Source organism: Gilliamella sp. Lep-s35, from assembly GCF_009795845.1.
GTDB lineage: Bacteria > Pseudomonadota > Gammaproteobacteria > Enterobacterales > Orbaceae > Gilliamella.
This window is the reverse complement of sequence record NZ_WTEX01000002.1, coordinates 134,965-161,005: the sequence shown is the minus strand read 5'-3', so window position 1 is coordinate 161,005 and position 26,041 is coordinate 134,965. Positions and strand designations below refer to the sequence as shown.

At 36.0% G+C, this 26,041-nt stretch carries 18 protein-coding genes, 1 tRNA gene and 2 pseudogenes; 4 read left to right on the top strand and 17 right to left on the bottom strand.

Translation table 11 applies throughout. From position 1 onward, the window contains the following. Window positions 1–177: 177 nt before the first annotated feature. Window positions 178–456 (top strand): annotated as a pseudogene (locus tag GQ590_RS01575) (integrase core domain-containing protein); the annotation flags it as partial. A 78-nt stretch (window positions 457–534) separates the two neighbouring features. On the opposite strand, the gene folA reads toward GQ590_RS01575, so the two are convergent. After that, entirely contained in the window at window positions 535–1,038 is a 504-nt protein-coding gene (folA, locus tag GQ590_RS01570; protein ID WP_160406062.1) for a type 3 dihydrofolate reductase, read from the bottom strand. 10 nt (window positions 1,039–1,048) lie between these two features. Next, the gene (locus tag GQ590_RS01565; protein WP_160406061.1) at window positions 1,049–2,113 is read right to left on the bottom strand and encodes an MJ1255/VC2487 family glycosyltransferase; all 1,065 of its coding nucleotides are present in this window, start codon (window positions 2,111–2,113) and stop codon (window positions 1,049–1,051) included. A gap of 218 nt (window positions 2,114–2,331) precedes the next feature. On the opposite strand from GQ590_RS01565, the gene GQ590_RS01560 reads away from it, so the two are divergent. Beyond that, complete coding sequence (locus tag GQ590_RS01560; RefSeq protein ID WP_160406060.1) at window positions 2,332–2,709, top strand: hypothetical protein; 378 nt, start codon at window positions 2,332–2,334, stop codon at window positions 2,707–2,709. A 121-nt stretch (window positions 2,710–2,830) separates the two neighbouring features. Next, window positions 2,831–4,375 (top strand): multicopper oxidase family protein, encoded by a 1,545-nt coding sequence (locus tag GQ590_RS01555; protein ID WP_160406059.1) that lies wholly within the window; start codon window positions 2,831–2,833, stop codon window positions 4,373–4,375. A gap of 111 nt (window positions 4,376–4,486) precedes the next feature. On the opposite strand, the pseudogene GQ590_RS01550 reads toward GQ590_RS01555, so the two are convergent. After that, a pseudogene (locus tag GQ590_RS01550) lies at window positions 4,487–4,872 on the bottom strand (DeoR/GlpR transcriptional regulator); the annotation flags it as partial. A gap of 294 nt (window positions 4,873–5,166) precedes the next feature. Between GQ590_RS01550 and GQ590_RS01545 the strand changes: the two are divergent. Beyond that, window positions 5,167–7,281 (top strand): TonB-dependent siderophore receptor, encoded by a 2,115-nt coding sequence (locus tag GQ590_RS01545; RefSeq protein ID WP_160406058.1) that lies wholly within the window; start codon window positions 5,167–5,169, stop codon window positions 7,279–7,281. Window positions 7,282–7,336: 55 nt separating this feature from the next. On the opposite strand, the gene pepT is transcribed toward GQ590_RS01545, so the two are convergent. The 14 genes from pepT to GQ590_RS01475 form a co-directional block, all read right to left on the bottom strand. Then, complete coding sequence (gene pepT, locus GQ590_RS01540; protein ID WP_160406057.1) at window positions 7,337–8,566, bottom strand: peptidase T; 1,230 nt, start codon at window positions 8,564–8,566, stop codon at window positions 7,337–7,339. A gap of 24 nt (window positions 8,567–8,590) precedes the next feature. Further along, window positions 8,591–10,150 (bottom strand): AbgT family transporter, encoded by a 1,560-nt coding sequence (locus GQ590_RS01535; RefSeq protein ID WP_160406056.1) that lies wholly within the window; start codon window positions 10,148–10,150, stop codon window positions 8,591–8,593. 601 nt (window positions 10,151–10,751) lie between these two features. Further along, window positions 10,752–11,651, bottom strand: a complete 900-nt coding sequence (truB, locus tag GQ590_RS01530) for a tRNA pseudouridine(55) synthase TruB (RefSeq protein ID WP_368669142.1) — start codon at window positions 11,649–11,651, stop codon at window positions 10,752–10,754. A 66-nt stretch (window positions 11,652–11,717) separates the two neighbouring features. Next, the gene (rbfA, locus tag GQ590_RS01525; RefSeq protein WP_160406054.1) at window positions 11,718–12,095 is read right to left on the bottom strand and encodes a 30S ribosome-binding factor RbfA; all 378 of its coding nucleotides are present in this window, start codon (window positions 12,093–12,095) and stop codon (window positions 11,718–11,720) included. A 65-nt stretch (window positions 12,096–12,160) separates the two neighbouring features. Next, complete coding sequence (gene infB / locus GQ590_RS01520; RefSeq protein WP_160406053.1) at window positions 12,161–14,815, bottom strand: translation initiation factor IF-2; 2,655 nt, start codon at window positions 14,813–14,815, stop codon at window positions 12,161–12,163. A gap of 17 nt (window positions 14,816–14,832) precedes the next feature. Continuing rightward, a complete protein-coding gene (gene nusA, locus GQ590_RS01515) occupies window positions 14,833–16,308 on the bottom strand; it encodes a transcription termination factor NusA (RefSeq protein WP_160406052.1) in 1,476 nt (491 codons plus the stop codon). Window positions 16,309–16,325: 17 nt separating this feature from the next. After that, a complete protein-coding gene (rimP, locus tag GQ590_RS01510) occupies window positions 16,326–16,787 on the bottom strand; it encodes a ribosome maturation factor RimP (protein ID WP_160406051.1) in 462 nt (153 codons plus the stop codon). 188 nt (window positions 16,788–16,975) lie between these two features. Beyond that, window positions 16,976–17,052, bottom strand: a tRNA-Met gene (locus GQ590_RS01505). 217 nt (window positions 17,053–17,269) lie between these two features. Beyond that, window positions 17,270–18,076 (bottom strand): tryptophan synthase subunit alpha, encoded by an 807-nt coding sequence (gene trpA / locus GQ590_RS01500; RefSeq protein WP_160406050.1) that lies wholly within the window; start codon window positions 18,074–18,076, stop codon window positions 17,270–17,272. Beyond that, window positions 18,073–19,266 (bottom strand): tryptophan synthase subunit beta, encoded by a 1,194-nt coding sequence (gene trpB / locus GQ590_RS01495; RefSeq protein WP_065560175.1) that lies wholly within the window; start codon window positions 19,264–19,266, stop codon window positions 18,073–18,075. The genes trpA and trpB overlap by 4 nt, the downstream gene beginning before the upstream one ends. 26 nt (window positions 19,267–19,292) lie before the next feature. Then, a complete protein-coding gene (gene trpCF / locus GQ590_RS01490) occupies window positions 19,293–20,675 on the bottom strand; it encodes a bifunctional indole-3-glycerol-phosphate synthase TrpC/phosphoribosylanthranilate isomerase TrpF (protein WP_202112828.1) in 1,383 nt (460 codons plus the stop codon). A 15-nt stretch (window positions 20,676–20,690) separates the two neighbouring features. Then, on the bottom strand, window positions 20,691–22,322 hold the full coding sequence (gene trpD / locus GQ590_RS01485; protein WP_085164143.1) for a bifunctional anthranilate synthase glutamate amidotransferase component TrpG/anthranilate phosphoribosyltransferase TrpD: 1,632 nt from the start codon (window positions 22,320–22,322) through the stop codon (window positions 20,691–20,693). Beyond that, entirely contained in the window at window positions 22,322–23,884 is a 1,563-nt protein-coding gene (locus GQ590_RS01480; RefSeq protein WP_160406049.1) for an anthranilate synthase component 1, read from the bottom strand. Before GQ590_RS01480 ends, trpD begins: the two co-directional genes overlap by 1 nt. Before the next feature lie 342 nt (window positions 23,885–24,226). Further along, window positions 24,227–26,041, bottom strand: a 1,815-nt coding sequence (locus GQ590_RS01475; protein ID WP_160406048.1) for a tetratricopeptide repeat protein, incomplete at its 5' end; no start/stop codon positions are given.

Here is a 26,041-nt window from a genome sequence, read left to right as displayed (position 1 = left end):
GAGGCACTAAATAATATGACGCCGATTGAATTTAAAACACAAAAACAGGCAGCGTAATTTTCTATGTGAGTTTTGTGCTAAAAATAGGGTATTTATATCAAATCGTCAAAATCATAAAACCTAAATTAGGGCTGCTAGAATTAGCTAAGCAACTCGGTAACGTTCAACAAGCTTGCTAACGGCATTTGTGAGCGATTCCATAAGACGATGAAAACAGAATGTTATGATATTTTATTTCGACGTAAGATTTACACGCAATTGAGTGAAATACAAAACGATATTGAGCAATGGCTTGAGTTTTACAATCGAGAAAGAGCGCATTCTGGAAAATATTGTTATGGGAAGACACCATGGAAAACATGGAATGATGCAAAGGGGTTGGTTAAGGAAAAGCAATTGGAGAATTTATTTTGCTCATCGGACACACATTTTGTTAAAATGAAGGCCGATGAGTAATATGTGTCTGTCAAATTAAGCTTGAGCTACTACAAGCCTTCATAATCCGATTTACTACTGTTTTGCAATCCTTAACCTTTATAACTTTCTTTCTAAAATTTCAAATCGGCATAAATAACGATTTTTATCATCAGGTTGATGGATTTCTTGATGAATAACTTGCCACTGTTCAGGTAAATAATCAGGAAAATAAGTATCACCTTGCAATTTAGCATCAATATGAGTCAAATACAGCCGATCGACTAAAGGTAATGCCTGATGATAAATATTACCACCACCAATAATAAATGCCTCATCAACATTCTGTTTTTGGGCTAACAGTATGGCGGCATCAATTGATTGAACCCAACTTACATTTTGAATTGAATTAAGTTCACTTGGTGCTTGCTTTGAAATAATAATATTATGACGATTTGGTAGTGGACGGCCAATAGACTCAAATGTCTTTCTTCCCATAATAACAGGTTTATTAAGCGTATTTTTTTTAAACCATGCCAAATCTGCAGGTAAATGCCAAGGCATTTGATTATTTAAGCCAATTACACGATTATTAGCCATGGCTACAATAATACTTAATGTCATATTCAATCCTTTACACATACCCTAAAGATTTTATTTGCTGATTAACATTTTCAGGAAAAATAGTTTGACTCCAAAGTCGCTCACTTAAAGAAAGTAACGACTCTTTTTGTCCTGTAACGATCCAATTGGCTAGTTCGGTAGCAACATCAGGATAGATTATTGGCTTTGGCGAAGGTAACTCTAACCAATACTTAACTTTGGTACAATTTAAATGTTCCATAATTGTTGCCATATCAAGAGATCGTAAACATTGAGCATTATAAATTTGCTCAAATTGACCTGAAACGGGTTTAGTAAGAATCTTTTTACCTAGCGTTAATGCTTCAGATATCAATGCAAAACCTGTATTTGAAATAATGCCAGAGCAACTCACTAACGCTTTGGTGAAATTATCACGACCAAGGGGCTGAAAATGAATATTGCCTTGTTGTGATTCTAATTTTATATCAGGATGAAAACAGATAAATTGATGATTTTGAAATTGTTTTAACATCGCAATGATTTCATCCAAGCCTTCAAACGGCAAATAAACCACAAAATTGCCATCTTCTGTTGGTGCATCTTGAAACGAATCAATCATTGGCGGTAGCAACTTATGCCCAAAATGAAACCAGTGCAGACCAATTGGTTTAGTAACCGGAGCATAATATTTCATAATGACATTAGCGACTAATCCATATTCTTTAGGTTTAAGGTATTGACATACAGCTTGGTTGCTTATTCCTAAACACTTACGATGCTGATGATGTGCAGCCCAAGCGCTAACTGGTTCAAAATCACTAATAATGCACTCATACTTTGATAAATCAAGTTCACGTACATCTTTAATCAGCCTGAAAGCGCGAATTCGTTGCACCGTTTTACGAAAATTAATTTTACCATTAAGTGTTGCAAAAGTGACACCGCGATAAGTTTTATAATCACCAAAATCTTGCATATCAAAATAGTCTTTAGGGTCACGACCACTGAAAATATAATCAACATCAGCTCCAGCCTTTTTCAGCGCTTTAGCTAAAGTTCGACAACGACTGACATGGCCATTTCCTGTTCCTTGAACACCAAAGAGGATTTTCATATCTGTATTATTCGTCAATTATTATTGATAAATATCATACCAGAAGACGTCATAATTATCTTATTTTTTTGCGCATTAACTTAAAATTTCGGTGTTTTAATATATTAATAGACAAGTCGACAAATCAATACAATTAAATTAAACTAGTTGTGTTAGGGTGATATTCAAAATTTAAGTAGAACTATTATTTATTTTACAAAAAATAGTGAGATCTCAATATGCCTATCCCACCAAAAAATAAATCAAATTTCTTAATGATTATATTAGTGTCGATACTATTTTGGTTTAGTTATTCTTCATGGCATTTATCCAACTTACTATTATCACCAGCTTTAACTTGTCATTCTGCTCATTCCACATCAGAATTAACAACTAAACACGAATCTATTTCTCAAAAGCAAATTTTGATTTTACCAAAAAAAACAGTTATGTCAGCTTGTTCTTTATTTTGTCAGTGTTTGGCATGCAGTATTTTAGATTCTAATTTCCCTCTAAAATTTTATATTTCGTCTGGCAGTGAACGATATCTGCCTATAAATCCCATTTCACAATATAACGAATTTATTCCAGAGTTAAGACCACCACAAGCTGTTTAATTGATTTATGTAAATAAAAGCAGTAAGTAACACAATATGCAATAACCGAATTATATTGATATTTGTTTTATCAGTATAGCCACTAGGTTATTGTTAAACTTAACTATTTTTGAGGAACATCATGAAACGTCGAAATTTTTTGATAAATATTACCGCAGCTATTGGTGGATTGGTCGCAACTAAGGCTATAGCCAAAATGGGGGACAATAACATGCATGAGACAATGTGTGACACTAATTCTGATAAATGTCAAAAAGGGGATGATATGCACCAACACATGAACATGGGCATGAATAACAATCAAATGCCACAAAAACTCCTACCGACTTCAGCGCTACCACAAGGAATGAGTTTACCAACTTTGGCCAATTTAAAAAATGAAAGCAACCAAAAAGGTGTTTTTGAAGCAACATTGCATCTAAAACCAACCAAAGTTGCCTTAACGCCAGATTTAACCACGGAATTTTGGACCTATAATGGAATGATACCTGGTCCTAAAATCGAAGTATTTGAAGAAGACCATGTCAAAATCACTGTAAAAAATGAACTTAATCAACCAACGACGGTTCATTGGCACGGTTTGCTTATTCCATCTGATCAAGACGGCAACCCACAAAACGAAATTCCAGCTGGAGGCAGTCTAACTTATGAATTTACCATTCCTAAAGGTACTGCTGGCACTTATTGGTATCACCCTCACGGACACAATACAGTAGCCGAACAAGTTTATCGCGGTTTAGCCGGCACATTTATTGTTCGCAGCAAACACGATCCACTTGCATCAATCCCTGAACAACATTGGTTCTTTTCAGACCTAAAACTAACAGACAAAGGTCAAATTGCTGATAACTCAATGCTTGATTGGATGAATGGACGTGAAGGCCAATTTGTATTAATAAACGGCAGTTACCGCCCAAAAATCAAAATAGATTCAGCCACACGTATCCGAGTATGGAATTCGTGTTCAGGTCGATATCTTAATCTTTCTATCCCTAATTGCGATGTCTACTTAGTTGGCACTGATGGTGGACTATTAGCAAAACCTTATTTACTGACCGAACCCTTATTATTAACTCCAGCTGAACGTGCTGAATTAGTCATAATGCCAAAACAAACTGGTACTGTATATTTACAATCAATCGGATATGATCGCAATAAAATGGGCAATGTACCGCCAGAACAAGATATAATACTGGGCGAGTTAACACTGACTAAATCTGATCCAATAACCTTACCAAACACATTAAACCACCTACCTAACATGGGGCCAGCTGTCGCCCATAAATTACTGGAATATACCGAAGTAATGGACATGAAAGAGCCACGTGGTGGTGTGTTATTTTTAATTAATGGTAAACGTCATGATATGTCGCGAATTGATCTAAAAAGCAAAATTCACGATATTGAAGAATGGACAATATTCAATAACTCCCATATGGATCACAACTTCCACATCCATGGAGCACAATTTATTGTACAATCGCACCAGTTAAATGATAAAAAAACTCAGCCTGAGTACATTGCCTTAAAAGACACCATTAATTTGCGACCACACGAAAAACTCACCATCAAAATACAGCAAAACCTTCCTGGGCTTCGCATGTATCACTGTCACATTATTGAACATGAAACAACTGGCATGATGGGGCAATTAATGGTGGAATAGTTTAACATTCTTACCCCTTATCAATGTTCATAACCGACCACGATAAGGGGAATAATTTACTTAGCTTGTGATAAGGTTTGTTGCCACTACTTAGTGGTCAGTTTAAATTTTCTAACACAAAATTACTTTCGTTTCATTATTTAATTGAGCAATTCGCGTAGCATCGGCTTGATGATTAGTGATAAGTGCAGTAATTTGATTCCAATCACAAATTTTATATAAGCTTTTACGACTAAATTTAGTATAATCCCCTAAAATATATTTTTTATCTGCATGCGCAATAATCGCCTTATCAATAAACGCATCGGATGATGAAGGACTCGATGGACCATTTAAATTACTAAAACCATCAGTACCTAAGAAGCAGATATCAACTTGAATTTCACTGATCATCGATAACGCCCAACCACCAAAAACCGATGAGCTTTTATCACGCAATTCACCACCAAATAAAAAAACTTGATTTTTTTTGATGAAATCAATACGTTAGCAACGGGAAATAACTTAACTATTAGATTAAATAAAGAGTATTGAAATTTTCACAAATTCAATTTGTTATTTCATATTTTGTAGCTCTTTTTCAAAAAACAATTTTACTATTTCCTCCCCCCTTTTATTTTTCTATATCCCATTTATCTTATCACTTTACTATTAATTATCATGTTCTGTTTCAAAAAAGGTTAAGTAAAATGGTCAAAAAATATAAAACAAGTTGATAATGAAAATGATAACTATTATCATATGTGTCGTGTAAAATTAATAAAACACAACAAAAGATAATAGGATAAACAATGAAATTAGTTAATCAATTAACCATACTGGGCTTATTAAGTACAGTCCCTTTTGTTACTCTCGCACAAGAAGAAAAAGATGACACTAATATTGAGACAATGAAGGTTGTTGCAACAATTAAGGACAATAATGATCAACGAATAAAAAAATCATCAACTGCAACTAAAATGCCTTTTGATATTAAAGATATTCCGCAAACCATTAATTCTGTTAATCTCGAACAAGAAAAAATATACGGAAAAAATGATCTTAGTGTAATAGTCAACAAAATACCTGGAGTCGATGCGATTTATGATATGCGTGATGAAGGTATAAAAATTCGTGGTTTTTCTGCTAGTTCTGGCGATATCTATCGTGATGGTGTTCGTGCAAGTGGACAGGTTAGGCAAAGCACAGCAAATATCGAACGCATTGAAATATTAAAAGGTCCTGCCTCGGTGCTTTATGGTCGAGGTTCCGGCGGAGGAATCATTAATATGATTAGTAAACAAGCCAATTTTGACTCACCAACAACGTTAAGTTTACGAAGTGGTTCATGGGATAAATATGGCGGTATGCTTGATATCAATCATATTTTACATCACAAACTTGCGATGCGTATGACGATTGATCATCAATCAAATCGTAGTTTTCGCAGAGGAATTAAACAAAGAGATACAATGATTTCGCCAAGTATACTTTATGATAATTTGGATGGATTTAATTGGTTAGTGCAATATACCCATGATAATTTATGGCGTAGACCAGATAGAGCGCCAGCTTATTATGAATTACCTAAAGGTGTATCATTAAAAACGGCATATGCTCACCCTGATGACTATGTAAAAGATAATTTTAAATCATTACGTTCAGTCATGGGGTTTGAATTTAATTATGACTGGTCAATTAAACTGACCAATTTATACCGTAAAGCTAGTCAAAACTTTGATCATATTTATGGTGGTAGTTATTGTGATTTGAATGGTAAACTGAGCAATGGAAAAGCATGCAATTACCAAGGCAAATTGCAATTTAGACGTGCTTGGCAAGAAACCGCCAACATAACTTATAGTAATACAATTGACTTAATGGGTAAATTTAATACTGCAAGCATTGCTCATGATATGTTAGTCGGTATTGAATATAACATAGAAAAACGTCAACCAAGATTAGCTTTGACTAGTGCCTATCCTGAATTGATTGATCCATTTCACCCCCATTGGCATACTAAAAAGCCACATTATAATAAATTAAATACTAAAACTAATCACAAAGCGACATCCCAAGGACTTTATTGGCAAGATTTAATCAGTTTTACAAACCAATGGAAAATGTTAACTGGGTTACGTTACGATAATTATAAATTTGCATCAAATGATAAACTAAAACACCAACACCGATCTTACGATGGCCACTCATTAAGTCCTAGGATAGGGTTAATCTGGCAACCTATAGAGTCACAAAGCATCTATACTTCTTATAGTAAGAATTTTTCTCCTTATGGTGGACGAGGACTTATTACACTTTCTACAGACTCAAAAACAGTCTATGACAATAAACCTCAATATTCACGACAATATGAGGTTGGTATCAAAAGCGATTGGTTAAATGATAAATTTTCTTCGCAAATTGCTGTTTATGATCTTGAATTATACAATGTTCGCTATCAACCTGATTCGGTTAACGATCCTTATAATTGGCAGGTCAGAGGAAGCGATCGCAGTCAAGGTATTGAATTAAGTGTTATTGGCGAGTTGATGCCAAAATGGTATATCAACAGCGGCATTGGCTATCAACAAGCTAAAGTTCATAAAGATAAAAAAGTACCCGCTAATAAAGGAAAATATTTACCTAATACAGCCAAAAATAGTGGTTATTTAAGTGTCCGTTACTTACCTTATGAAAATTGGTTTACAGAATTAGAAATCAATTATAAAGGTTCAATGTATAGTGATGATAAAAATCAACATAAACGTTCGGGATATGCCGTTTGGAATAGTGCGGTTGGTTATCAAGCAAAATCTTATGATATAACGCTATCATTAACCAATTTATTAGGAAAAGAATATTGGCGTTCAAACAGCATGCCAGGCACACCAAGAGCCTTTTTGTTGACGGCAAGTTATAAATTATAACTAAAAATAAAAATAAAAAGAGGGAGTTGCCTCCCTATTACTTTCAGAAATATGATTAACCTTTAGCCGAAAGCTCAATAATTTTCATGGTAACTTCAAATGATTTCAGAAATGATGATAATGGTAAAAATTCAAAGCAAGAATGGAAGTTATGAGCACCAGTAAAGTAATTGGGTGTTGTAAGCCCTCTTGCTGAAAGTGCTGAACCATCTGTTCCACCACGCATTGCAATTGTTTTTGGTTGAATATCAAGAAGTTCAAATGATTGATAAATTAAATCAATACAGCGACGGTCATCACCTAAATAATTAGCGATATTGCTATAAGTATCGGTGATTTTACATTCAATTTTAGCTCTTGGATACTTAAGGCTGATAAGATCGATGACTTTTTGAATATAAGCTTTACGCGATTCATATTTAGCTAAATCAAAATCACGAATACTCATTTTTAATGTTGTTGTGCTTTGATTACCCACAATATCATTAAACCAAAAATAACCTTCTTTACCCTCAGTATGTTCAGGCGTTTCAAAGCTATCAAAACAGTTGATAATATCATTAGCAACCCTAATAGGATTGATTAACACATTTTTAGCCGACATTGGATGAGCCGAAACACCTGCAATATCAATAGTGACAGAACCAGCATTAAACGTCTCATACACAACCTCGCCCAGTTCACAACAATCAATAGTATAAGCAAAATCAGGTTTAAAACGATTTAAATCAAGTTTTTTAGCACCATTTAAGCCGACTTCTTCATCTGGAACAAAAGCCACATAGATATCACCATGAGAACAATTTTGTTGTTGTAACTGATCTAACATAGTCATCACGACAGCAATAGCCGCTTTATTATCTGCACCAAGTACACTAGTACCATCTGTTACAATCAATTCATCATTCAGATATTTATTCAGCTCAGGGTGTTCATCAACTTTAAACCAAATATTCTTCTCTTTATTTAAAAGAATATCTTGCCCAGTAAACGTAACACGTTGCGGATTGATTTTATCTGATAAAGCAACATCGACAGTATCAAGATGAGCAACATAACCAATTTTTGGCGCATTAGGATTATTGCCTGGTAATTTTGCTGTAACAATGCTGTGCTCATCAAGGTGAACATCTTGTAAATTAAGCGCGATCAATTCTTGTTGAAGTTGCTTGGCTAATTTAGTTTGCCCAGGTGTAGAAGGCACATGAGCACAGCCAAAAGCACTTTGGCTTGGTATACTGACATAACGCAAAAAACGCTCAACTAATTGTTCAGTAATATTCATTATATTTTGACTCCTTAATAATCATTAATTACTTACTGGTGGATAAACATAACCACTATCAAAACCAATTGGTAGACCTAAGAACCAAAAGAGCAGCAAGTTTAGTGTTAAAGCGATGAGCAGTGCTATAGTATAAGGAATCATCATTGAACTTAATGTGCCAACTCCCGTGTTTTTACAATATTGCTGACAATAAGCAATAATCAAAGGATAAAAAGCAAACATCGGAGTACTGACATTAACCGCCGAGCTGATACGGTAAGCAGCTTGGGTTAATTCAGGTGAGATACCAACAGACATAAGCATTGGTACAAAAATCGGTGCTAAAATAGCCCACTTAGACGATGCAGAAGTAATTAACACATTTAACATACTTGTTAAAATTATCACCCCAAAGATTGTCACGACTGAAGGCAAATGCAATGCTTTTAAAAACTCAGCCCCACCAATCGCAATTAATGTTCCAATTTGTGAGTGAGAAAAGACATATAAAAATTGTGCACAAAAGAAAGCAAAAACAATAAATGGAATAAGCGATTTAGTAATGTTTTCCATTGCTTTTACAATATCACGGGACGATTTAAAAGTACCAGTAATAAAGCCATGTATTAAGCCAGGAATCGCAAAAAACACAAATAATAATGGCACAATGATTTGCATAATAGGTGCTTTATTACTTGTCATACTTCCATCAGGAGCGCGCAATAAAGAGTCTTCAGGTAATAAAAATAAAACTAAACCAATCGCAATAGCTAAAAAAACAATTGAAGCGACCTTAAATGCGCGGTTTTCAATAGGTGTAATTTCAGGAGAATTAGAAATATTATCTGATGTTAGATCATTATTTATAGGCATGCTTGCCTGTAAACGGGGCTCGACAATTTTATCAGTAACAAACCAGCAAGCAAGTAAAACAAAAAAGGTACCACCAAAGCTCAAAAAGTAATTACAAAGCACATTAACTTGATAAGAAGGATCGATAATTTGTGCGGCACTTTGAGTAAAACCTTGCATAATAGGATCGATAATTGACGGTGTATAACTTGAACTAAAACCACCCGCTAACCCCGCGAACGAAGCAGCAATCCCTGCTAGCGGATGACGGCCTGTTGCATAAAACATCATCGCAGATACAGGCATTAAAATCACATAAGCCGAATCAGCCGCAATATGACAAACCATACTAACAAAAATAACCGATGGTGTGACTAATTTTTTAGGTGTAACAGCCAATAACTTCTTAAGTAGCACATGGATATAACCACTACTTTCAGCAATACCAATACCTAATGTTGCAACGATTGTAATGCCAAGTGGTGGAAAGGTAACAAAATTAGGCACCATTTTAGTAAAAAAAGTGACTAAGTTCTCAGGCGCCAACATATTGACGACAACGAGCTTGTTTTGCGTGACTGGATTAATGTAATTAAAGTCCACAAAAGAAAGTAATAAAGAGGCAACAAAACAGATGACTAAAGCATAGAAAAACAATGTTGTGACATCAGGAATTTTGTTTCCAATTCGTTCAATAGTATTTAAAAAGCCACCTGTTTTTATTGGCGAGGGATTAGTTGTTTGATTCATAATAAAATTAGTGTAAATATTGTTCAGAAAAATAATGTAGCATAGATTGATAATGCAGGCAAACAGCACTTTTGATTCTGTAAATAAGCCCCCATCCTAAATTTTGTGTATTTATCCTGTAACGCTCCCCTAAAATAGTACAGTAAAAGTAGCAAATTTGCTTTGGTAAAAATAACAGAGTACCAAATCGTCTTTATATTAAAATAATAGTTTAGGCAAATATTTTCTGAATCTAGTTTACAACCATAGCTTCTACTGAACTATTTCCCCATTTTTTTGCTTTAGCATTGTCTCTTTTCTTGTAAAAAATATTCAGGATTCTATACCGTTTCAGACTTCAATTAATCTTTAAAATAGATAAAGTGTTTTTTATGATAGGATTTAAACCGAGCAAGACAAGTTGATAAATATTGAATATTGATTGAACACTCTTTTTTTATTTTTGATCTTTTAAGGAGGCAATTTTAAAACAGCTACTGGCATAAATGTAATGCCAGTACCAAATAATTTATTGCTATTTTAGGATGAAATTTTTTGCTGTTAACCAATTTAGGGCATTTTGATATCAAACAGTCTAGGAAAAATTCAACTTTTAAAAAAATTAGGATGTTGATATTAATCGTTTTGGTGATAATTTGTGATGCAACTGTATTCCTGCGCCAATAAATTGCTTGCCTTGATAAATTCGCACTAAGGTTTCAACTTGCGTGGAGCTATCAAGTTCAATGGTTCGTCCTAATAATATGTCTTTACCTTGCGTATCGCTAAGGGTAACTTTTGGGCGATCTTGCAATGGGCTGTCAACGGGCATTAGCAGATCATCTTTAAGTTCGATATTTTGTAGCTGTTCTAAGGTAACCATGTTTTCAATCGGGTAATTGGAAACTTGTAAACGCCTTAAATAAATAACATGTGCTCCGCAACCCAATAATTCACCTAAATCATCAATAATGGTTCGGATGTAGGTGCCTTTTGAGCAGTGTATTTCTAACGTTAATTCGTTTTTTATGGCATCAAATTGGATAAATTGATTTTCGTAAACGGTAATTGGTCTAGCTTCACGTTCAATGACAATACCTTGGCGAGCATATTCGTAAAGTGGTTTTCCTTGATATTTTAAGGCCGAAAACATAGTTGGCACTTGTAAAATATTACCGCGAAAATGTGTTAAAGCTTGGTTGATTTGTGATTCAGTCACTTTAACGGGTTTGGTACATATAATTTGACCATCAGCATCAGATGTGTCGGTGCGTTCACCAAGTTTGGCGATCACTCGATAACGTTTATCCGAATCCAATAAATATTGTGAAAATTTGGTTGCTTCACCAAAACAGATAGGTAACATGCCTGTTGCTAGTGGATCAAGTGCACCTGTGTGCCCTGCCTTTTTAGCATTAAATAACCATTTTACTTTTTGCAATGCATCGTTTGATGTCATGCTTTGTGGTTTGTCTAGTAATAAAACGCCGTGAAGATCACGGCGAGTTTTTTTTATATTCATCATTTATTTTATACTTAAACATATAGTTACCTGAAATTTTTGATGAAATCAGGGCTATTTTTAATATTAATCTTTATGACGTTCATTATCTTGTTTGATAACATCAGCGACCAAACTCGACATTTGCATACCTTTAACGAGCGACTCATCGTAAAAGAATTTTATCTCTGGAATGATTCGCAAACGCATCGCTTTGCCAATTAAAGTGCGAATATAACCTTTAGCGTCATTAAGTACCGCTAAACCTTGTTCAATGACTTGTGGATCGTCGTCATTTAAAAAAGTGACAAATACTTTAGCATAGGCAAGGTCGCGTGAGATATCAACGCCTGAAACGGTTACCATACCAAGACGAGGATCTTTGATTTCTCGTTGTAAGATAATTGCAATTTCTTTTTGTAGTTCATGTCCTACTCGAGATGAACGGTTAAATGCTTTTGCCATATCTATTTTCCTTAAAAAATGAATAAGCAAGGCCTAAACCTTGCTTATAACATGTTGTGTAATAATTAGATAGTACGTTTGATTTCAATGGTTTCAAATACTTCAATCGTATCACCAACACGAACGTCGTTGTAGTTACGCACACCAATACCACATTCGGTTCCGTTACGTACTTCGTTAACATCATCTTTAAAGCGACGTAATGATTCAAGTTCGCCTTCATAGATAACAACGTTATCACGCAGTACACGAATTGGGTTATGACGTTTAACCACACCTTCGGTTACCATACAACCTGCAATTGCACCAAATTTAGGTGATTTAAACACATCACGTACTTGAGCAAGACCAATAATTTCTTGTTTGTATTCTGGTGCAAGCATACCACTCATTGCTTGTTTAACTTCGTCAATTAAGTCATAAATAACAGAATAGTAACGTAGATCTAAGTTTTCTGATTCGATCACTTTACGTGCTGATGCATCGGCACGAACGTTAAAGCCTAAAATAATCGCATTTGATGCAGCAGCCAGTGATGCATCAGTTTCGGTAATACCACCTACGCCCGATCCAATAATTTTTACTTTAACTTCGTCAGTAGATAGTTTAAGTAATGAGTCGGAAATCGCCTCAGTTGAACCTTGAACATCTGCTTTTAAGACAATATTAAGTTCAGAAACATCGCCTTCAGTCATGTTGGTAAACATGTTTTCAAGTTTCGCTTTTTGTTGACGAGCAAGTTTGACATCACGGAATTTACCTTGTCGATAAAGCGCAACTTCACGGGCTTTCTTTTCATCACGTACAACAGTAGCTTCGTCACCTGCAGATGGTACGCCAGATAAGCCAAGGATTTCAACTGGTATTGATGGACCAGCTTCAGTCACTTCTTTACCAAGTTCGTTACGCATTGCACGGATACGACCGTATTCAAATCCACAAAGTACGATATCACCTTTACGCAACGTACCTGATTGAACAAGAACGGTTGCAACTGAACCTCGACCTTTATCAAGGAATGATTCAATCACAACGCCGCTTGCCATACCTGTTTCGTATGCGGTTAATTCAAGGACTTCTGCTTGTAATAAGATCGCCTCTAGTAGCTGATCAATACCCGTACCTGCTTTAGCAGACACATGAACAAACTGGGTATCTCCACCCCAATCTTCTGACATCACGCCATATTGTGCAAGTTCGCCTTTTACACGCTCTGGATCAGCTTCAGGTTTATCAATTTTGTTAACAGCAACAACAATTGGTACATTTGCCGCTTTAGCATGTTGGATTGCTTCTATAGTTTGAGGCATTACACCATCATCAGCAGCAACAACAAGTACTACAATATCCGTTGCTTTAGCACCACGAGCACGCATTGAGGTAAATGCCGCATGCCCAGGAGTATCTAAGAAGGTAATTTCACCGCTTGCCGTTTTAACATGATAAGCACCAATGTGCTGAGTAATACCACCAGCTTCGCCTGAAGCCACTTTTGCTTTACGAATATAGTCAAGTAATGAGGTTTTACCATGGTCAACGTGTCCCATAATGGTAACTACAGGTGCGCGCGAAACTTTTTCAGCGCCTGTATCACGGTCGCTCATGAGTGATTCTTCAAGTTCATTCTCACGGCGTAATACCACTTTATGCCCCATTTCTTCAGCCACTAATTGTGCCGTTTCTTGATCGATAACTTGATTAATGGTTGCCATTGCGCCCATTTTCATCATGGTTTTGATCACTTCAGAGCCTTTTACTGCCATTTTGTTTGCAAGTTCGGCAACAGTGATCGTTTCACCAATTACAACATCACGGTTAACCGCTTGCACTGGTTTGTTAAAGCCTTGCTGTAAGGTACTTTTACCTTTCTTTTTATGACCGCTGCGAGTTGCTGCTCGTGCTTCTTCACGTTCCGCTTTACCTTCAGATAATTTGCTACCTTTTTTCTGTTTAGTCTGTTTACCACTACGACCTCGACCTCGTGCGCTTTCAACTTCACGATCGGTGTCATCTTCAGCGGCTCGGGCATATTTTGAGGTTGTTACATGATAATCTTCTTCTTCGGTAGTCTCGCTTTCATCAGCGTTGTTATACTGCTCCGCTAATTTACGTGCTTCTTCAGCCATACGTTTAGCGTCTTCTTCTAATTTACGACGATTTTCTTCTTCAGCTTTACGTTTAATTTCGTTTGCTTCAGCTTCTAATCGCGCTTTTTCTTCTTGTGCTTTCTTCACTTTTGGATCAACAGATTGTTCTTGTGCTGCTTTTACTTTTTCTGCTTTGGCCTTTTCTTCTTGTGCTCGTTTTTTAGCTTCTGCTTCTTCACGATGTTTTGCCTCTTGCGCGGCTAGTCTTTCTTTTTCTTCTTCCGCTTCTTTTTGGGCTTTTTGCTCTGCTTCAAGGCGAGCCTTTTCTTGTTCAGCGGCAATTTCAGCAGGATCGCGTTTAACGAAAGTTCGTTTTTTACGAACTTCTATTTTAATTTCTTTACTTTTACCACCACCACTCGACACATTCAAAGTTGAATGCGTCTTACGTTGCAATGTTAACTTTGTTGGGCCTTGCTGAGGTTTTAAGTGAGCAAGCAAAGCTTCTTTTTCCTTTTGTGTCACAGTATCAGATGCAGATTTGTTCATACCTGCATCGGCAAACTGTTGCAAAAGAGTTTGCACTGGAGTTTTGATCTCTTTAGCCAGTGTTTCGATTGATACTTTGGTCATGTATTACTTTTCCTCAATTATTCATCTGCAAACCAACAAATATTACGCGCAGCCATAATAAAATCGCCAGCTTGTTCGTTTGTTATACCTTCAATATCCGCTAAATCATCAGTACTTTGTTCTGCTAAATCTTCCAAAGTAATGATGTCATGTTGTACTAATTGATAAGCTAACTCTTGTGTCATACCAGGTAGATTTAGCAAATCTTGAGCGGGTTGTTTTTCGCCGCTATTTGCTAGTGCAAGTGTTGTTAATGCATCTCTTGCTCGAGTTCTTAATGCTTCAACCAGATTTTCATCAAGCTCTTCAATTTCAAGTAATTCATCAACTGGCACATAGGCAAGTTCTTCAAGCGAAGTAAAGCCTTCTTCAACCAATAATTGAGCAAGGTCTTCTTCTATATCCAAATGTTTTACAAAATTATTAATTGCAGCAAAAGATTCAGCATGATGTTTTTCTTGCAAATCTTCGGTGCTCATTACGTTTAATGTCCAACCTGTAAGTTGCGATGCTAAGCGAATGTTTTGACCGTTTCGACCAATGGCTTGTGGTAGTGTGTCAGCATTCACTGCAACATCCATGGTGTGTTTGTCTTCATCAACAACGATTGAAACCACATCGGCTGGCGCCATGGCATTAATAACGTATTGTGCAGGGTTTTCGTCCCATAAAACAATATCAATACGTTCACCACCAAACTCATTTGATACAGCTTGCACACGTGCACCACGCATCCCCACGCAAGCCCCAACAGGATCAATACGGCGGTCGTTACTGTTCACAGCAATTTTAGCACGAGAACCAGGATCGCGAGCCACGCCTTTGATGTCGATCATCTCTTCACCAATTTCAGGCACTTCAATGCGGAATAATTCTTCCATCATTTCTGGGTTTGAACGGCTAAGGCAAAGTTGCGCAGGTTTATTATCTTGTTCAATAAGATATAAAATGCCACGAACACGATCACCAATACGGAAGTTTTCACGCGGTAACATATCATGACGTGACATCATAGCATCAGCATTGTTGCCTAAATCAAGAATCACGCTATCGCGATTGGTCTTTTTAACAATACCTGTCACAATATCACCAATACGATGTCTAAACATGTCAATCACCATGGCACGTTCAGCTTCGCGTACCTTTTGTACAATAACTTGTTTTGCTGTTTGTGTGGTGATACGATCAAAAGCAACGGATTCAATTTGTTCTTCAACATAATCGCCAAGTTTAACAGATGGGTCTTCGTATTGTGCAGCGTCTAATGTCATTTCTTTCGTTGGTTGCGTAACTTCATTAACCACCTGCCAACGGCGAAATGTGTCATAATCGCCAGTTTTATGGTCAATTTTTACGACAACATCAATATCAACTGCGTGTTTCTTTTTGGTGGCCGTTGCTAATGCAGTTTCTAGCGCTTCGAAAATTTTATCGCGCGTAAGCGCTTTTTCGTTTGATACTGCTTCAACAACAGCTAAAATTTCTTTATTCATCCTTTTACATCCGTACTCTATTTAAGGTTAAAATTAGGTACAATATTTGCTTTTTGTATATTACTAAAAGCAAACACTTCATCATTATCATCAACAGTTAATGTGATCATTTCACTGTCGATAGACTTAATTCGTCCTTTCCATTTGCGACGGTTAGCAACAGCAATACGTAGACTCACTGTGACTTCTTCGCCGATAAAACGCTGGTAATGTTCAAGCATAAACAAAGGCCTGTCCATTCCTGGCGATGAAACTTCAAGATTGTAAGCATCTTTGATAGGATCTTCGACATCAAGAACTGCACTGATTTGTCGGCTAACATCAGCACAATCATCAACCGTTATACCATTTTCACTATCAATATAGACTCGTAGTACAGGGTAACGACCACGAATATATTCAACCCCGACTAATTCAAAACCAAGTGCATTAACTGGCTCTTGGATAATATCGGTTAATTGTTTTTCTATATTAGCCAAACAAACCTCCACTGCAGAAAATAAAAAAGGGCATAAAGCCCAACATTTTTTAAACTTACGTTTAAATGATAACACGAAAAAAAACCTCGACATGCGAGGCTTACATTCAAAACTAACTATAATGAAGCCACTTGTTTCGAACTTTCATAAATAAAAAGGGTAGATTGGTTTATGAATGAAAATTTAAGTGGTTGCGGGGGCTGGATTTGAACCAACGACCTTCGGGTTATGAGCCCGACGAGCTACCAAGCTGCTCCACCCCGCGATAGATGAGTGAGAATTATACGGTATTTTGAATAAAATGCAACTGCAAATCACAGTAGTTTTATCAATATGTTTAAAACCACAAAAAATATTACATGTTAATTTTTGCGTGTTTAATAATAAAACAAAGCAAAAGTTGAGTTGATATAAGCACAATAATTTGATTTTTAACGCAACTATTGTGCCCATAACTTATTGCTATCAATTACTTACATAAATTACTTATTAGTTGCCTTTTTCATTGTTTTAACAAAATGGGCTAACTGGTTAAGCATCTGTTCTGGATTATTAAGATTTTGCTCAATAATTTTAACGGTTGCCGATCCACTAATTGCCCCTGCTGCGCCTGATTTAATGGCTTCGGCAACTTGTTCAGGATCTGAAATACCAAATCCTTGAATCGCTGGTGGTGCGCCAAATTCAGTTAATTTTTGTAATAAATGAGTAAGCGGTTTGTTAGCTCGATTTTCAGCACCAGTAACACCTGCTCGTGATACCAAATAGGTATAACCTTTGCCTTGCTTAGCAATACTTTGAATGACTTTATCATCAGCATTTGGTGGACAAATAAAAATCGGTGCTATATTGTATTTTTCGGCGGCCACTGTAAATTCTTGTGCATATTGAGCTGGCAAATCAGCAATCAATACTGAATCAACTCCCGCTTTGGCACACTTGGCATAAAATTCGTCGATACCATTTTTGAAAACTAAATTAGCATAAATAAGTAATCCTATTGGAATATTGGTGTATTGCGCTCTGACATTGGTTAAAATTTCAAAACACTTTTCAACTGTTATTCCTGCTTTAAATGCCCGAATATTGGCATTTTGAATAGTTGGACCATCGGCCATAGGATCTGAAAATGGGATCCCTAGCTCTAGTGCATCAGCGCCAGATTCAATTAAAGTTTGAATGATTTTAAATGACAGTTCTGGCGTTGGATCACCAACTGGAACAAAAGGAACAAAAGCACCTCGTTTTTCGGCTGTTAATGTTGCAAACAGTTTTTGATAACGGCTCATTCTATTTCTCCTTTCGCTTTTAAAATATCATAAACGGTAAAGATATCTTTATCGCCACGCCCTGACAGGTTAACTATTAGTAGCTGTTCTTTAGTTGGATTTTCTTTTATCATTTTCATAGCATAAGCTAATGCGTGTGATGATTCTAACGCAGGAATAATACCTTCATGCCGTGATAACGCTTTAAATGCATCAAGCGCTTCATCATCAGTAATTGAAACATAATCAGCACGACCAATACTATCTAAATACGCATGCTGTGGACCAACTGATGGAAAATCTAACCCTGCCGATATTGAATAAGATTCTTCAATTTGTCCTTCTTCCGTTTGCATCATCGGTGATTTCATACCGAAATAGATGCCAAGCTTACCATGCTTTAACGAAGCGCCATGTTCGCCACTTTCAATCCCATGACCTCCTGGCTCTACACCAATTAATTTGACGGATTTATCATCAATAAAATTAGCAAACATACCAATTGCGTTTGAACCACCACCAACACAGGCAATGACTGCATCGGGCAAACGCCCTTCTTTTTCAAGGATTTGTTGCTTAGCTTCACGGCTGATCATCTGTTGAAATTCACGTACAATTGTTGGAAAAGGATGCGGACCTGCTGCTGTGCCAAGCATATAGTGAGCTTTTTCGTAACTACCAGACCAATCGCGTAGTGCTTCGTTACATGCATCTTTTAACGTTGCTGATCCCGTTTCAACTGGAATGACTGTTGCGCCCATCAATCGCATTCTAAATACGTTAGGAGCTTGACGTTTAACATCTTTTGCACCCATATAAATTCGGCATTTTAAGCCAAGTAGTGCGCAGGCTAAAGCCGAAGCAACACCATGTTGCCCTGCACCTGTTTCGGCTATAATTTCAGTTTTGCCCATTCTTTTAGCAAGCAATGCTTGTCCTAAAACTTGGTTAGTTTTGTGTGCACCACCATGCACTAAATCTTCTCGTTTTAAGTAAAGCTTGGTTTTGGTGCCTGCCGTTAGATTTTTACATAAAGTTAATGCTGTTGGTCTACCAGCATAGTTAACTAATAAATCGTTAAACTCTTTCTGAAAGTTTGGATCGTTGACTGCAGAGATAAAAGCATCTTCAAGTTGTTCAAGCACTGGCATTAATATTTGAGGAACATATTGCCCACCAAATTCGCCAAAGTAAGGATTTAACTTAGACATAACTATTCCTTTTTTTTAAATAAAAATTAAATTTGTTCAAATACAGCTTGGATTTTTTGTTTATCTTTAATTCCTGGGGATATTTCAACACCAGAATTTAGATCAACCCCAATCACATGCGTCGCTAAAGCTGATTTAATATTTTCTGGATTAATACCTCCAGCTAAAATGACATTATTTAGATCTTGATTATCAAGTAGCGACCAATCAAAGCTTTTTCCTGTACCGCCTGCACCATGATCAAAGATATAACGAGACACAAATGAATTGGCATGTTCAGGTACAGCACCATCAATACTTAATGCTTGCCAAATTTGACAAGTTTTGGGTAATTCTTGGCGCAATGTTTCGATATAGTTTGCATCTTCATCTCCATGCAGTTGCACTGCATATAAAGATAACTGTTTTGCTATTTGGCATACGGTTTCAATATCTTCATTTCGAAATACACCAACCCAATTAAGTGGCGCTGCTGCAATAACTGTTCGAGCCTTAATTGGCTGTATATAACGTGCTGAATTTGCGACAAAAATCAAACCACCATAAACTGCACCAGCTTGATAAGCACTAACAGCATCTTCGGGACGTGTTAAACCGCATACTTTATTTTCGCCTAACATCACCTTACGAATTGCCAAAGTTAAGTTTGGTTCAGACATTAACGCACTGCCAATTAAGAATCCATCTGCAAAACGACTCAGTTCCTTAACCTGATTGTGAGTATAAATACCCGATTCACTAATAATAATGCGATCGTTAGGAATTGATTTGGATAAGGCCTTTACCCGATTTAGATCAACTGTCAAATCCCTTAAGTTACGATTATTAATACCGATTACTTTCGCACCCAGTTGGATGGCTCTTTCAACTTCGTTTTCAGTACTAGCTTCTGTCAATATCCCCATATTGAGCTTATGAGCAATGTTACTTAGATGACGATATTCATCATCCGTCAATACAGATAGCATTAATAGTACTGCGTCAGCTTGATAATAACGCGCTAAATAGATCTGATATTCATCAATAATAAAGTCCTTACAAAGCACGGGTTGTGTGATTTCATTACGAACTATGGGTAAAAATTCAAAGCTACCTTGAAAATATTTTTCATCAGTCAATACTGAAACTACTGAAGCATAATCTTTATAAACTTTAGCAATAGCGGCTGGATCAAAATCATCCCGAATCAATCCTTTTGATGGCGACGCTTTTTTACACTCTAAAATAAAAACCGTTTTAGGTTGATTTAACGCTTGATAAAAATTGCGATCACTAGGTATTACTGCTGATTTGAACATTGTAAGTGGATTTGTTTCCTGCTGCTGCGTTAACCAAATCTGTTTATCGTCAATGATCTTTTTTAGTACTGTTGCCATTTCAACATTTTTTACTAATGCTGCAATTGCCATGTTATTCTCCACTTATTATCTTGCTGCTAGTTGTTGTAATAATGCATAAGGTTTACCACTTTGCATCATTTCAATTGCCCGTTGTGCATTTTGTTTTAAATTTGACTCGCCAAATAAGCTCATTAACATCGCAACATTAGCGGCAATTGCTGATTGGTGTGCTGGTTTTCCGTGACCTTGTAAAATGGCAATCAACATATCACGATTCTGCTCAGGTGTACCCCCTTCAATATCTTTTAAGGTAAATGTTGGCAAGCCAAAATCGTCAGGTTTAAGCGTAAAATAACGAATTTCACCATCTTTAACTTCAGCAACGTCAGTTTTACCATGAATAGCAACTTCGTCCATTCCTGCACCATGCACCACATAAGCATGTTTATAATTAAGCATTTTTAATGTTTCAGCAATCGGTTGGATTAAATCTGGATGATACACGCCTAATAAAATACGTTTAGGACGAGATGGATTAATCAATGGCCCTAACACATTAAAAATGGTCCGAGTTTTTAATTGTTGGCGTATTGGTGCTGCATGGCGAAAACCTGAATGATATTGCTGGGCAAATAAAAAGCACACGCCAAGTTCATCTAATGCCTGACGAGATGTTTGTGCTGACATATTTAATTTAATGCCTAAGGCAGAAAGCACATCGGAAGAGCCTGATTTACTTGATACACCACGATTACCATGTTTAGCCACTTTATAACCTAATGCTGCAGCCACAAAAGCACTAGCTGTTGAGATGTTAATGCTATTGGTGCCATCACCCCCAGTACCAACAATATCAGTAAAATCATAATCTGGAGAATCAAAAAGATCGGCATTCTCAAGCAATGCTAAAGCTGCCCCTGCTATTTCATCCGGTTTTTCACCACGAACTTTCATACTAATTATTGCGGTAGCCAATACAGTTGGTTCAATCTTACCTTGAATAATTAAATTAAATAGTATTTTACTTTCCTCTTGTGTAAGGGTTTGCCCTAAATATAATTTATTAACAATAGGTTGAATATTATACTCTTGCTTATCAACAATAGCTTCCTGTTTTGGCTTCTCTTGTTTTTGTGGAGGATTTAGTGCCCATTTAATAGTTTGTTCTAATAATTCTACACCTTGAATGGTTAATATCGATTCTGGATGAAATTGAAAACCACAAACCCGATCCTCATCATTACGAACTGCCATTACAATATTATTGCAAAGCGCATTGATGGTTAGTGTTTTTGGAATATTTTCACCTTTTAAAGAGTGATAACGCGCCACCGGTAGCGGATTTGGTAATCCTTTAAACATCGCTTGCTCATCATGCTCAATTAAAGATGCCTTACCATGCAAAATATCGCCAGCTGGCACAATCGCTCCACCATAGGATTCCACAATAGCTTGATAACCAAGACAGATACCAATAATAGGCAATTTACCTTTTAAACGTTTTAACAGTTCTGGCATGCATCCAGCGTCACTTGGCGCTCCTGGACCTGGTGATAACATTAAAATAGGGTTTTGCATTTGTGACAATTTTTCAATAATTACATTTGCAGGGATAGTATTTCGATAAATCGTCACACAATGCTTACTATTACGTAATTGATCGACCAAGTTATAAGTAAAAGAATCAATATTATCAATAAATAAGATATTAGCCATTAGAATACACCTTCTACATTATGCGCTGCCATGATAGCTCGAATAACTGCACGTGCTTTATTACGTGATTCATCAGATTCTGATTGTGGCTTTGAATCTAGCACCACACCACTACCAGCTTGTACTGTCGCTATGCCATCTTCGACATAGGCACTTCGAATCACAATACAGGTATCAAGATCGCCATTCGCGGTAAAATAGCCAACAGCACCACCATAGCTACCACGTTTAACTTTTTCTGATTCAGCAATTAATTGCATCGCACGAACTTTGGGTGCTCCTGTTAATGTTCCCATATTCATAGTGGCTTGATAAGCATGAAGCGCATCTAAATCACTGCGTAACTGACCAACCACACGCGAAACTAAATGCATCACAAAAGAGTAACGATCCACTTTTAACAAATCTTTGGTATAACGGGTACCGGGTTTACAGATACGCGCTAAATCGTTGCGCGCTAAATCAACTAACATTAAGTGTTCGGCTAGTTCTTTTTTATCGGTGCGCATTTCAAGTTCTAATCGACTATCTAAATCAAAATCAATTTCGCCATTTGTGGTTAATCCACGTGGACGGGTACCGGCAATTGGGTAGATTTCAACTTGATTAGTTGCTTTAGTATACTTAAGTGCACTTTCAGGTGAGGCTCCAAATAACACAAAATCACTATCTTGCATATAAAACATGTAAGGGCTTGGATTATTGGTTTTTAATACCTGATAAGCCGATAACGGCTCAGGACAAGATAATTTAAAACGCCGTGAAGGTACTGCTTGAAAAATTTCCCCCTGCTCTATTGCATCTTGCATTTTTTTGATAACTGTATTGAAATCATCATCACTTTTATTACATGTCACATCGATATTAGCAAGGGACTGAGTATGAATGGCTTTCATTGGGCTATTTAATGTTGCTTGTAAATTAGCTAACCGTTGTGTTAAGCGATCAGTTTCTTTTAAATCAGAAGTGAAAACCGTCGTTTTTAAAATGGATTTATGATCTTTATGATTTATTTCTAATATTGTTTCAGCTAAATAAAAACAGAAATCTTGACAACGCTGCTCAGTAGGTAAATTAGGTAAGTTTTCAAATCCAGCGACAAGGTCGTAACAAAATAGCCCACCAACAAAAATCGCATCTTGACCACATTGTTCAGGGATATTCACAATAGTCAATAATGTGCGTAATGCATCAAAAACTGATATCGACTTTAATCTTGAATCTTCATCTTGCATACTGTCAATAGTAGGAAATACCAATTTAAGTGTTTGTTCATCCACTTGTACATTATCTAACTTGTCTGTAAAAGCCTGTTGTAATAAAGGTAATAGCTTTTCACCATTTGTGGTCAATGCCTTAAAAGTCACTTCATTATTGATTGCCGAAATACGTAATGCACTATCGACAATCATGACACTTTTAATTCCTTGCTTATTATCAATTTCGGCTGATTCAAGCAACAATGTTGCCGGTTTACTATCACATAACTGATAAAACACTTGAGTTGGATCTTGATAATAACCAATAGTTTGGGTTATTTGAGTTAATATTGGCTTATTCATTGTTGGCTCTCTACATTTAAATTTTTATTTAGACTGATTCGTTTAACACCCAGAAACAAAAAAACCACATAAAGCGGATTGTGTAAAAAAGACAATACATCATTACATCACCCGCAAAAGGTAACGCCCCACCAACCAAAGCGAATGAATTGACGAGTAATAAGATGTAAATATTGTGCTTTCATAATTTTTATCGATTAAAAATAAATTTTGTACCATTAAACTAGTTCAGTGATGCAATGTCAAGTGAATATTTTGTGCACAGCAATAAAATTGCTATGGTGAGTGATTGTGATTTTTTATAAAGGACACAACAAAAATGTATGCGTCCTTTTACCAAAATTAACGCAATGGCATTTCCGATTGCACAACTTTAATGTGCTTAAGTTTTGATTCTGATTTCGACAACCTAACATGGTTTGTGATCCACAATTTATGATAAGGTTGGCACTGTGGCCCTAAATAGATCTTATCAAGATAACCTTCTACTTTTTGACCATAATTCACAAACAAACTATTGGCATAATCATAATTAGCTGGTGCTTGAATTTTTTTATCAGCAATATGGGTAATATAAATCATGCGGCATTCATCTTCGTCTTCAAATGCCGCATGTTTAATTAAGCAAGAAATGGGCATTATTGCTAAATTGATTAATTGATCGAGATTGCTAAGTGCTTTCAACTTCTTTTTTCCTTTTAATTTTTTAATGATTTCCCTTATCTTATTTAAATTATTTCGAATTTTTGATATTTTATCTTCTTCACCCAATGAATCTATATAATTATTCCATTCCTCCTCAATCGTCTTAGGTGGACTACCTTGGTGTTCCAAGTAAAAAGAAAATTTATTACGTTTTGCAATACTAATATATTTACTATTAGGATCAAAATAGAGACAACGGAATAATGGTAAAGGCTCTAAAGAACATATATTGTTAGAGTCTCCATCATCTTTATTCTCTTCAGAATCGCTTTTGGCTACTTTCGCTTTTGTATCATAATTTAAAAGAGCGACACTATCAGGATTGATGCTACTTTCAACATTATTGCCAAAAAAAGATTGATTAAACACCAGACTAACACCTGAACCAATAATATTGTTTTCATTACCATATAAACGAAATTGATTTAAACAGTTATGGTTAAAGGTAAAACTAGTTAAAAAACTTTTTATTTCACTATTGGGATCGTTGTTCATACCTAACCAATTGCTGAGTAGTTGATTTTCGGTTGGATCATTCATAAAATCGACAACATTTAAACGAACATGACTATCATTTTTTAAAAGCTCAAATAACACGTTAGGATTGGTATAGTGTGCAACCCGTCGTTCAAATTGTTGCCCTTGTTCGCTTTCTGACTTGCCTAATTTAAAAGTAACAAGCAATTGCTGTTGAATTTCCTCAGTGAATTCTCTTATTTGACAAATAGGCTTGATAACTAAATCATCTCGTTCCTCTCTAGTTTCAAATAAATCGTTTTCTTCAATATTAGATACGGCTAACATGATTTGCGCTATCACAAAATTTTCAAATAATTTATTTATATAACCCACTTTTTGATAATAATCATCAGGTAAAGCTGGTTTTGAATTAGTAGTTTTTTTGTCAAAATAAACAAAATCTCCTAATGCACAATTAGCAACATTAAAAATAACAGGATTGTTACTATTACAGCATTGTAAAAAAGCTTCATAAGCCTTTTTAGGCTCATTTTTTTTATCTTGGTAAATCCTACCTAAATTACATTGCGCTAGAGCATAGGCTTGGGCATTATCCTCTCTTTCAACATTGTTATAATATAATTCTGCCTGCTTTATATCCTTTTTATCAATTAGGTAAATCCGACCTAAATTACATTGAGCTAGAGCATAGGCTCGGGCATTATTCTCTCTTTTAACATTGTTATAATATAATTCTGCCTGCTCAATATTCTTTTTTCCAGTTTGGTAAATTATACCTAAATTACATTGCGCTCCAGCATAGAATTGGGCATTATCCTCTCTTTTAACATTGTTATAATATAATTCTGCCCGCTCAATATCCTTTTTTTCAGTTTGGTAAATTATACCTAAATTACATTGCGCTAGAGCATAGACTTGGGCATTATCCTCTCTTTTAACATTGTTATAATATAATTCTGCCCGCTCAATATC

Coding starts and splice junctions, on each gene's coding strand:
- trpB (WP_065560175.1), bottom strand. CDS start 19,266: ATGTCTAAGTTAAATCCTTACTTTGGCGAATTTGGTGGGCAATATGTT.
- trpD (WP_085164143.1), bottom strand. CDS start 22,322: ATGGCTAATATCTTATTTATTGATAATATTGATTCTTTTACTTATAAC.
- pepT (WP_160406057.1), bottom strand. CDS start 8,566: ATGAATATTACTGAACAATTAGTTGAGCGTTTTTTGCGTTATGTCAGT.
- GQ590_RS01480 (WP_160406049.1), bottom strand. CDS start 23,884: ATGAATAAGCCAATATTAACTCAAATAACCCAAACTATTGGTTATTAT.
- rbfA (WP_160406054.1), bottom strand. CDS start 12,095: ATGGCAAAAGCATTTAACCGTTCATCTCGAGTAGGACATGAACTACAA.
- nusA (WP_160406052.1), bottom strand. CDS start 16,308: ATGAATAAAGAAATTTTAGCTGTTGTTGAAGCAGTATCAAACGAAAAA.
- trpA (WP_160406050.1), bottom strand. CDS start 18,076: ATGAGCCGTTATCAAAAACTGTTTGCAACATTAACAGCCGAAAAACGA.
- GQ590_RS01545 (WP_160406058.1), top strand. CDS start 5,167: ATGAAATTAGTTAATCAATTAACCATACTGGGCTTATTAAGTACAGTC.
- GQ590_RS01535 (WP_160406056.1), bottom strand. CDS start 10,150: ATGAATCAAACAACTAATCCCTCGCCAATAAAAACAGGTGGCTTTTTA.
- folA (WP_160406062.1), bottom strand. CDS start 1,038: ATGACATTAAGTATTATTGTAGCCATGGCTAATAATCGTGTAATTGGC.
- GQ590_RS01555 (WP_160406059.1), top strand. CDS start 2,831: ATGAAACGTCGAAATTTTTTGATAAATATTACCGCAGCTATTGGTGGA.
- GQ590_RS01560 (WP_160406060.1), top strand. CDS start 2,332: ATGCCTATCCCACCAAAAAATAAATCAAATTTCTTAATGATTATATTA.
- GQ590_RS01565 (WP_160406061.1), bottom strand. CDS start 2,113: ATGAAAATCCTCTTTGGTGTTCAAGGAACAGGAAATGGCCATGTCAGT.
- infB (WP_160406053.1), bottom strand. CDS start 14,815: ATGACCAAAGTATCAATCGAAACACTGGCTAAAGAGATCAAAACTCCA.
- trpCF (WP_202112828.1), bottom strand. CDS start 20,675: ATGGCAATTGCAGCATTAGTAAAAAATGTTGAAATGGCAACAGTACTA.
- truB (WP_368669142.1), bottom strand. CDS start 11,651: ATGAATATAAAAAAAACTCGCCGTGATCTTCACGGCGTTTTATTACTA.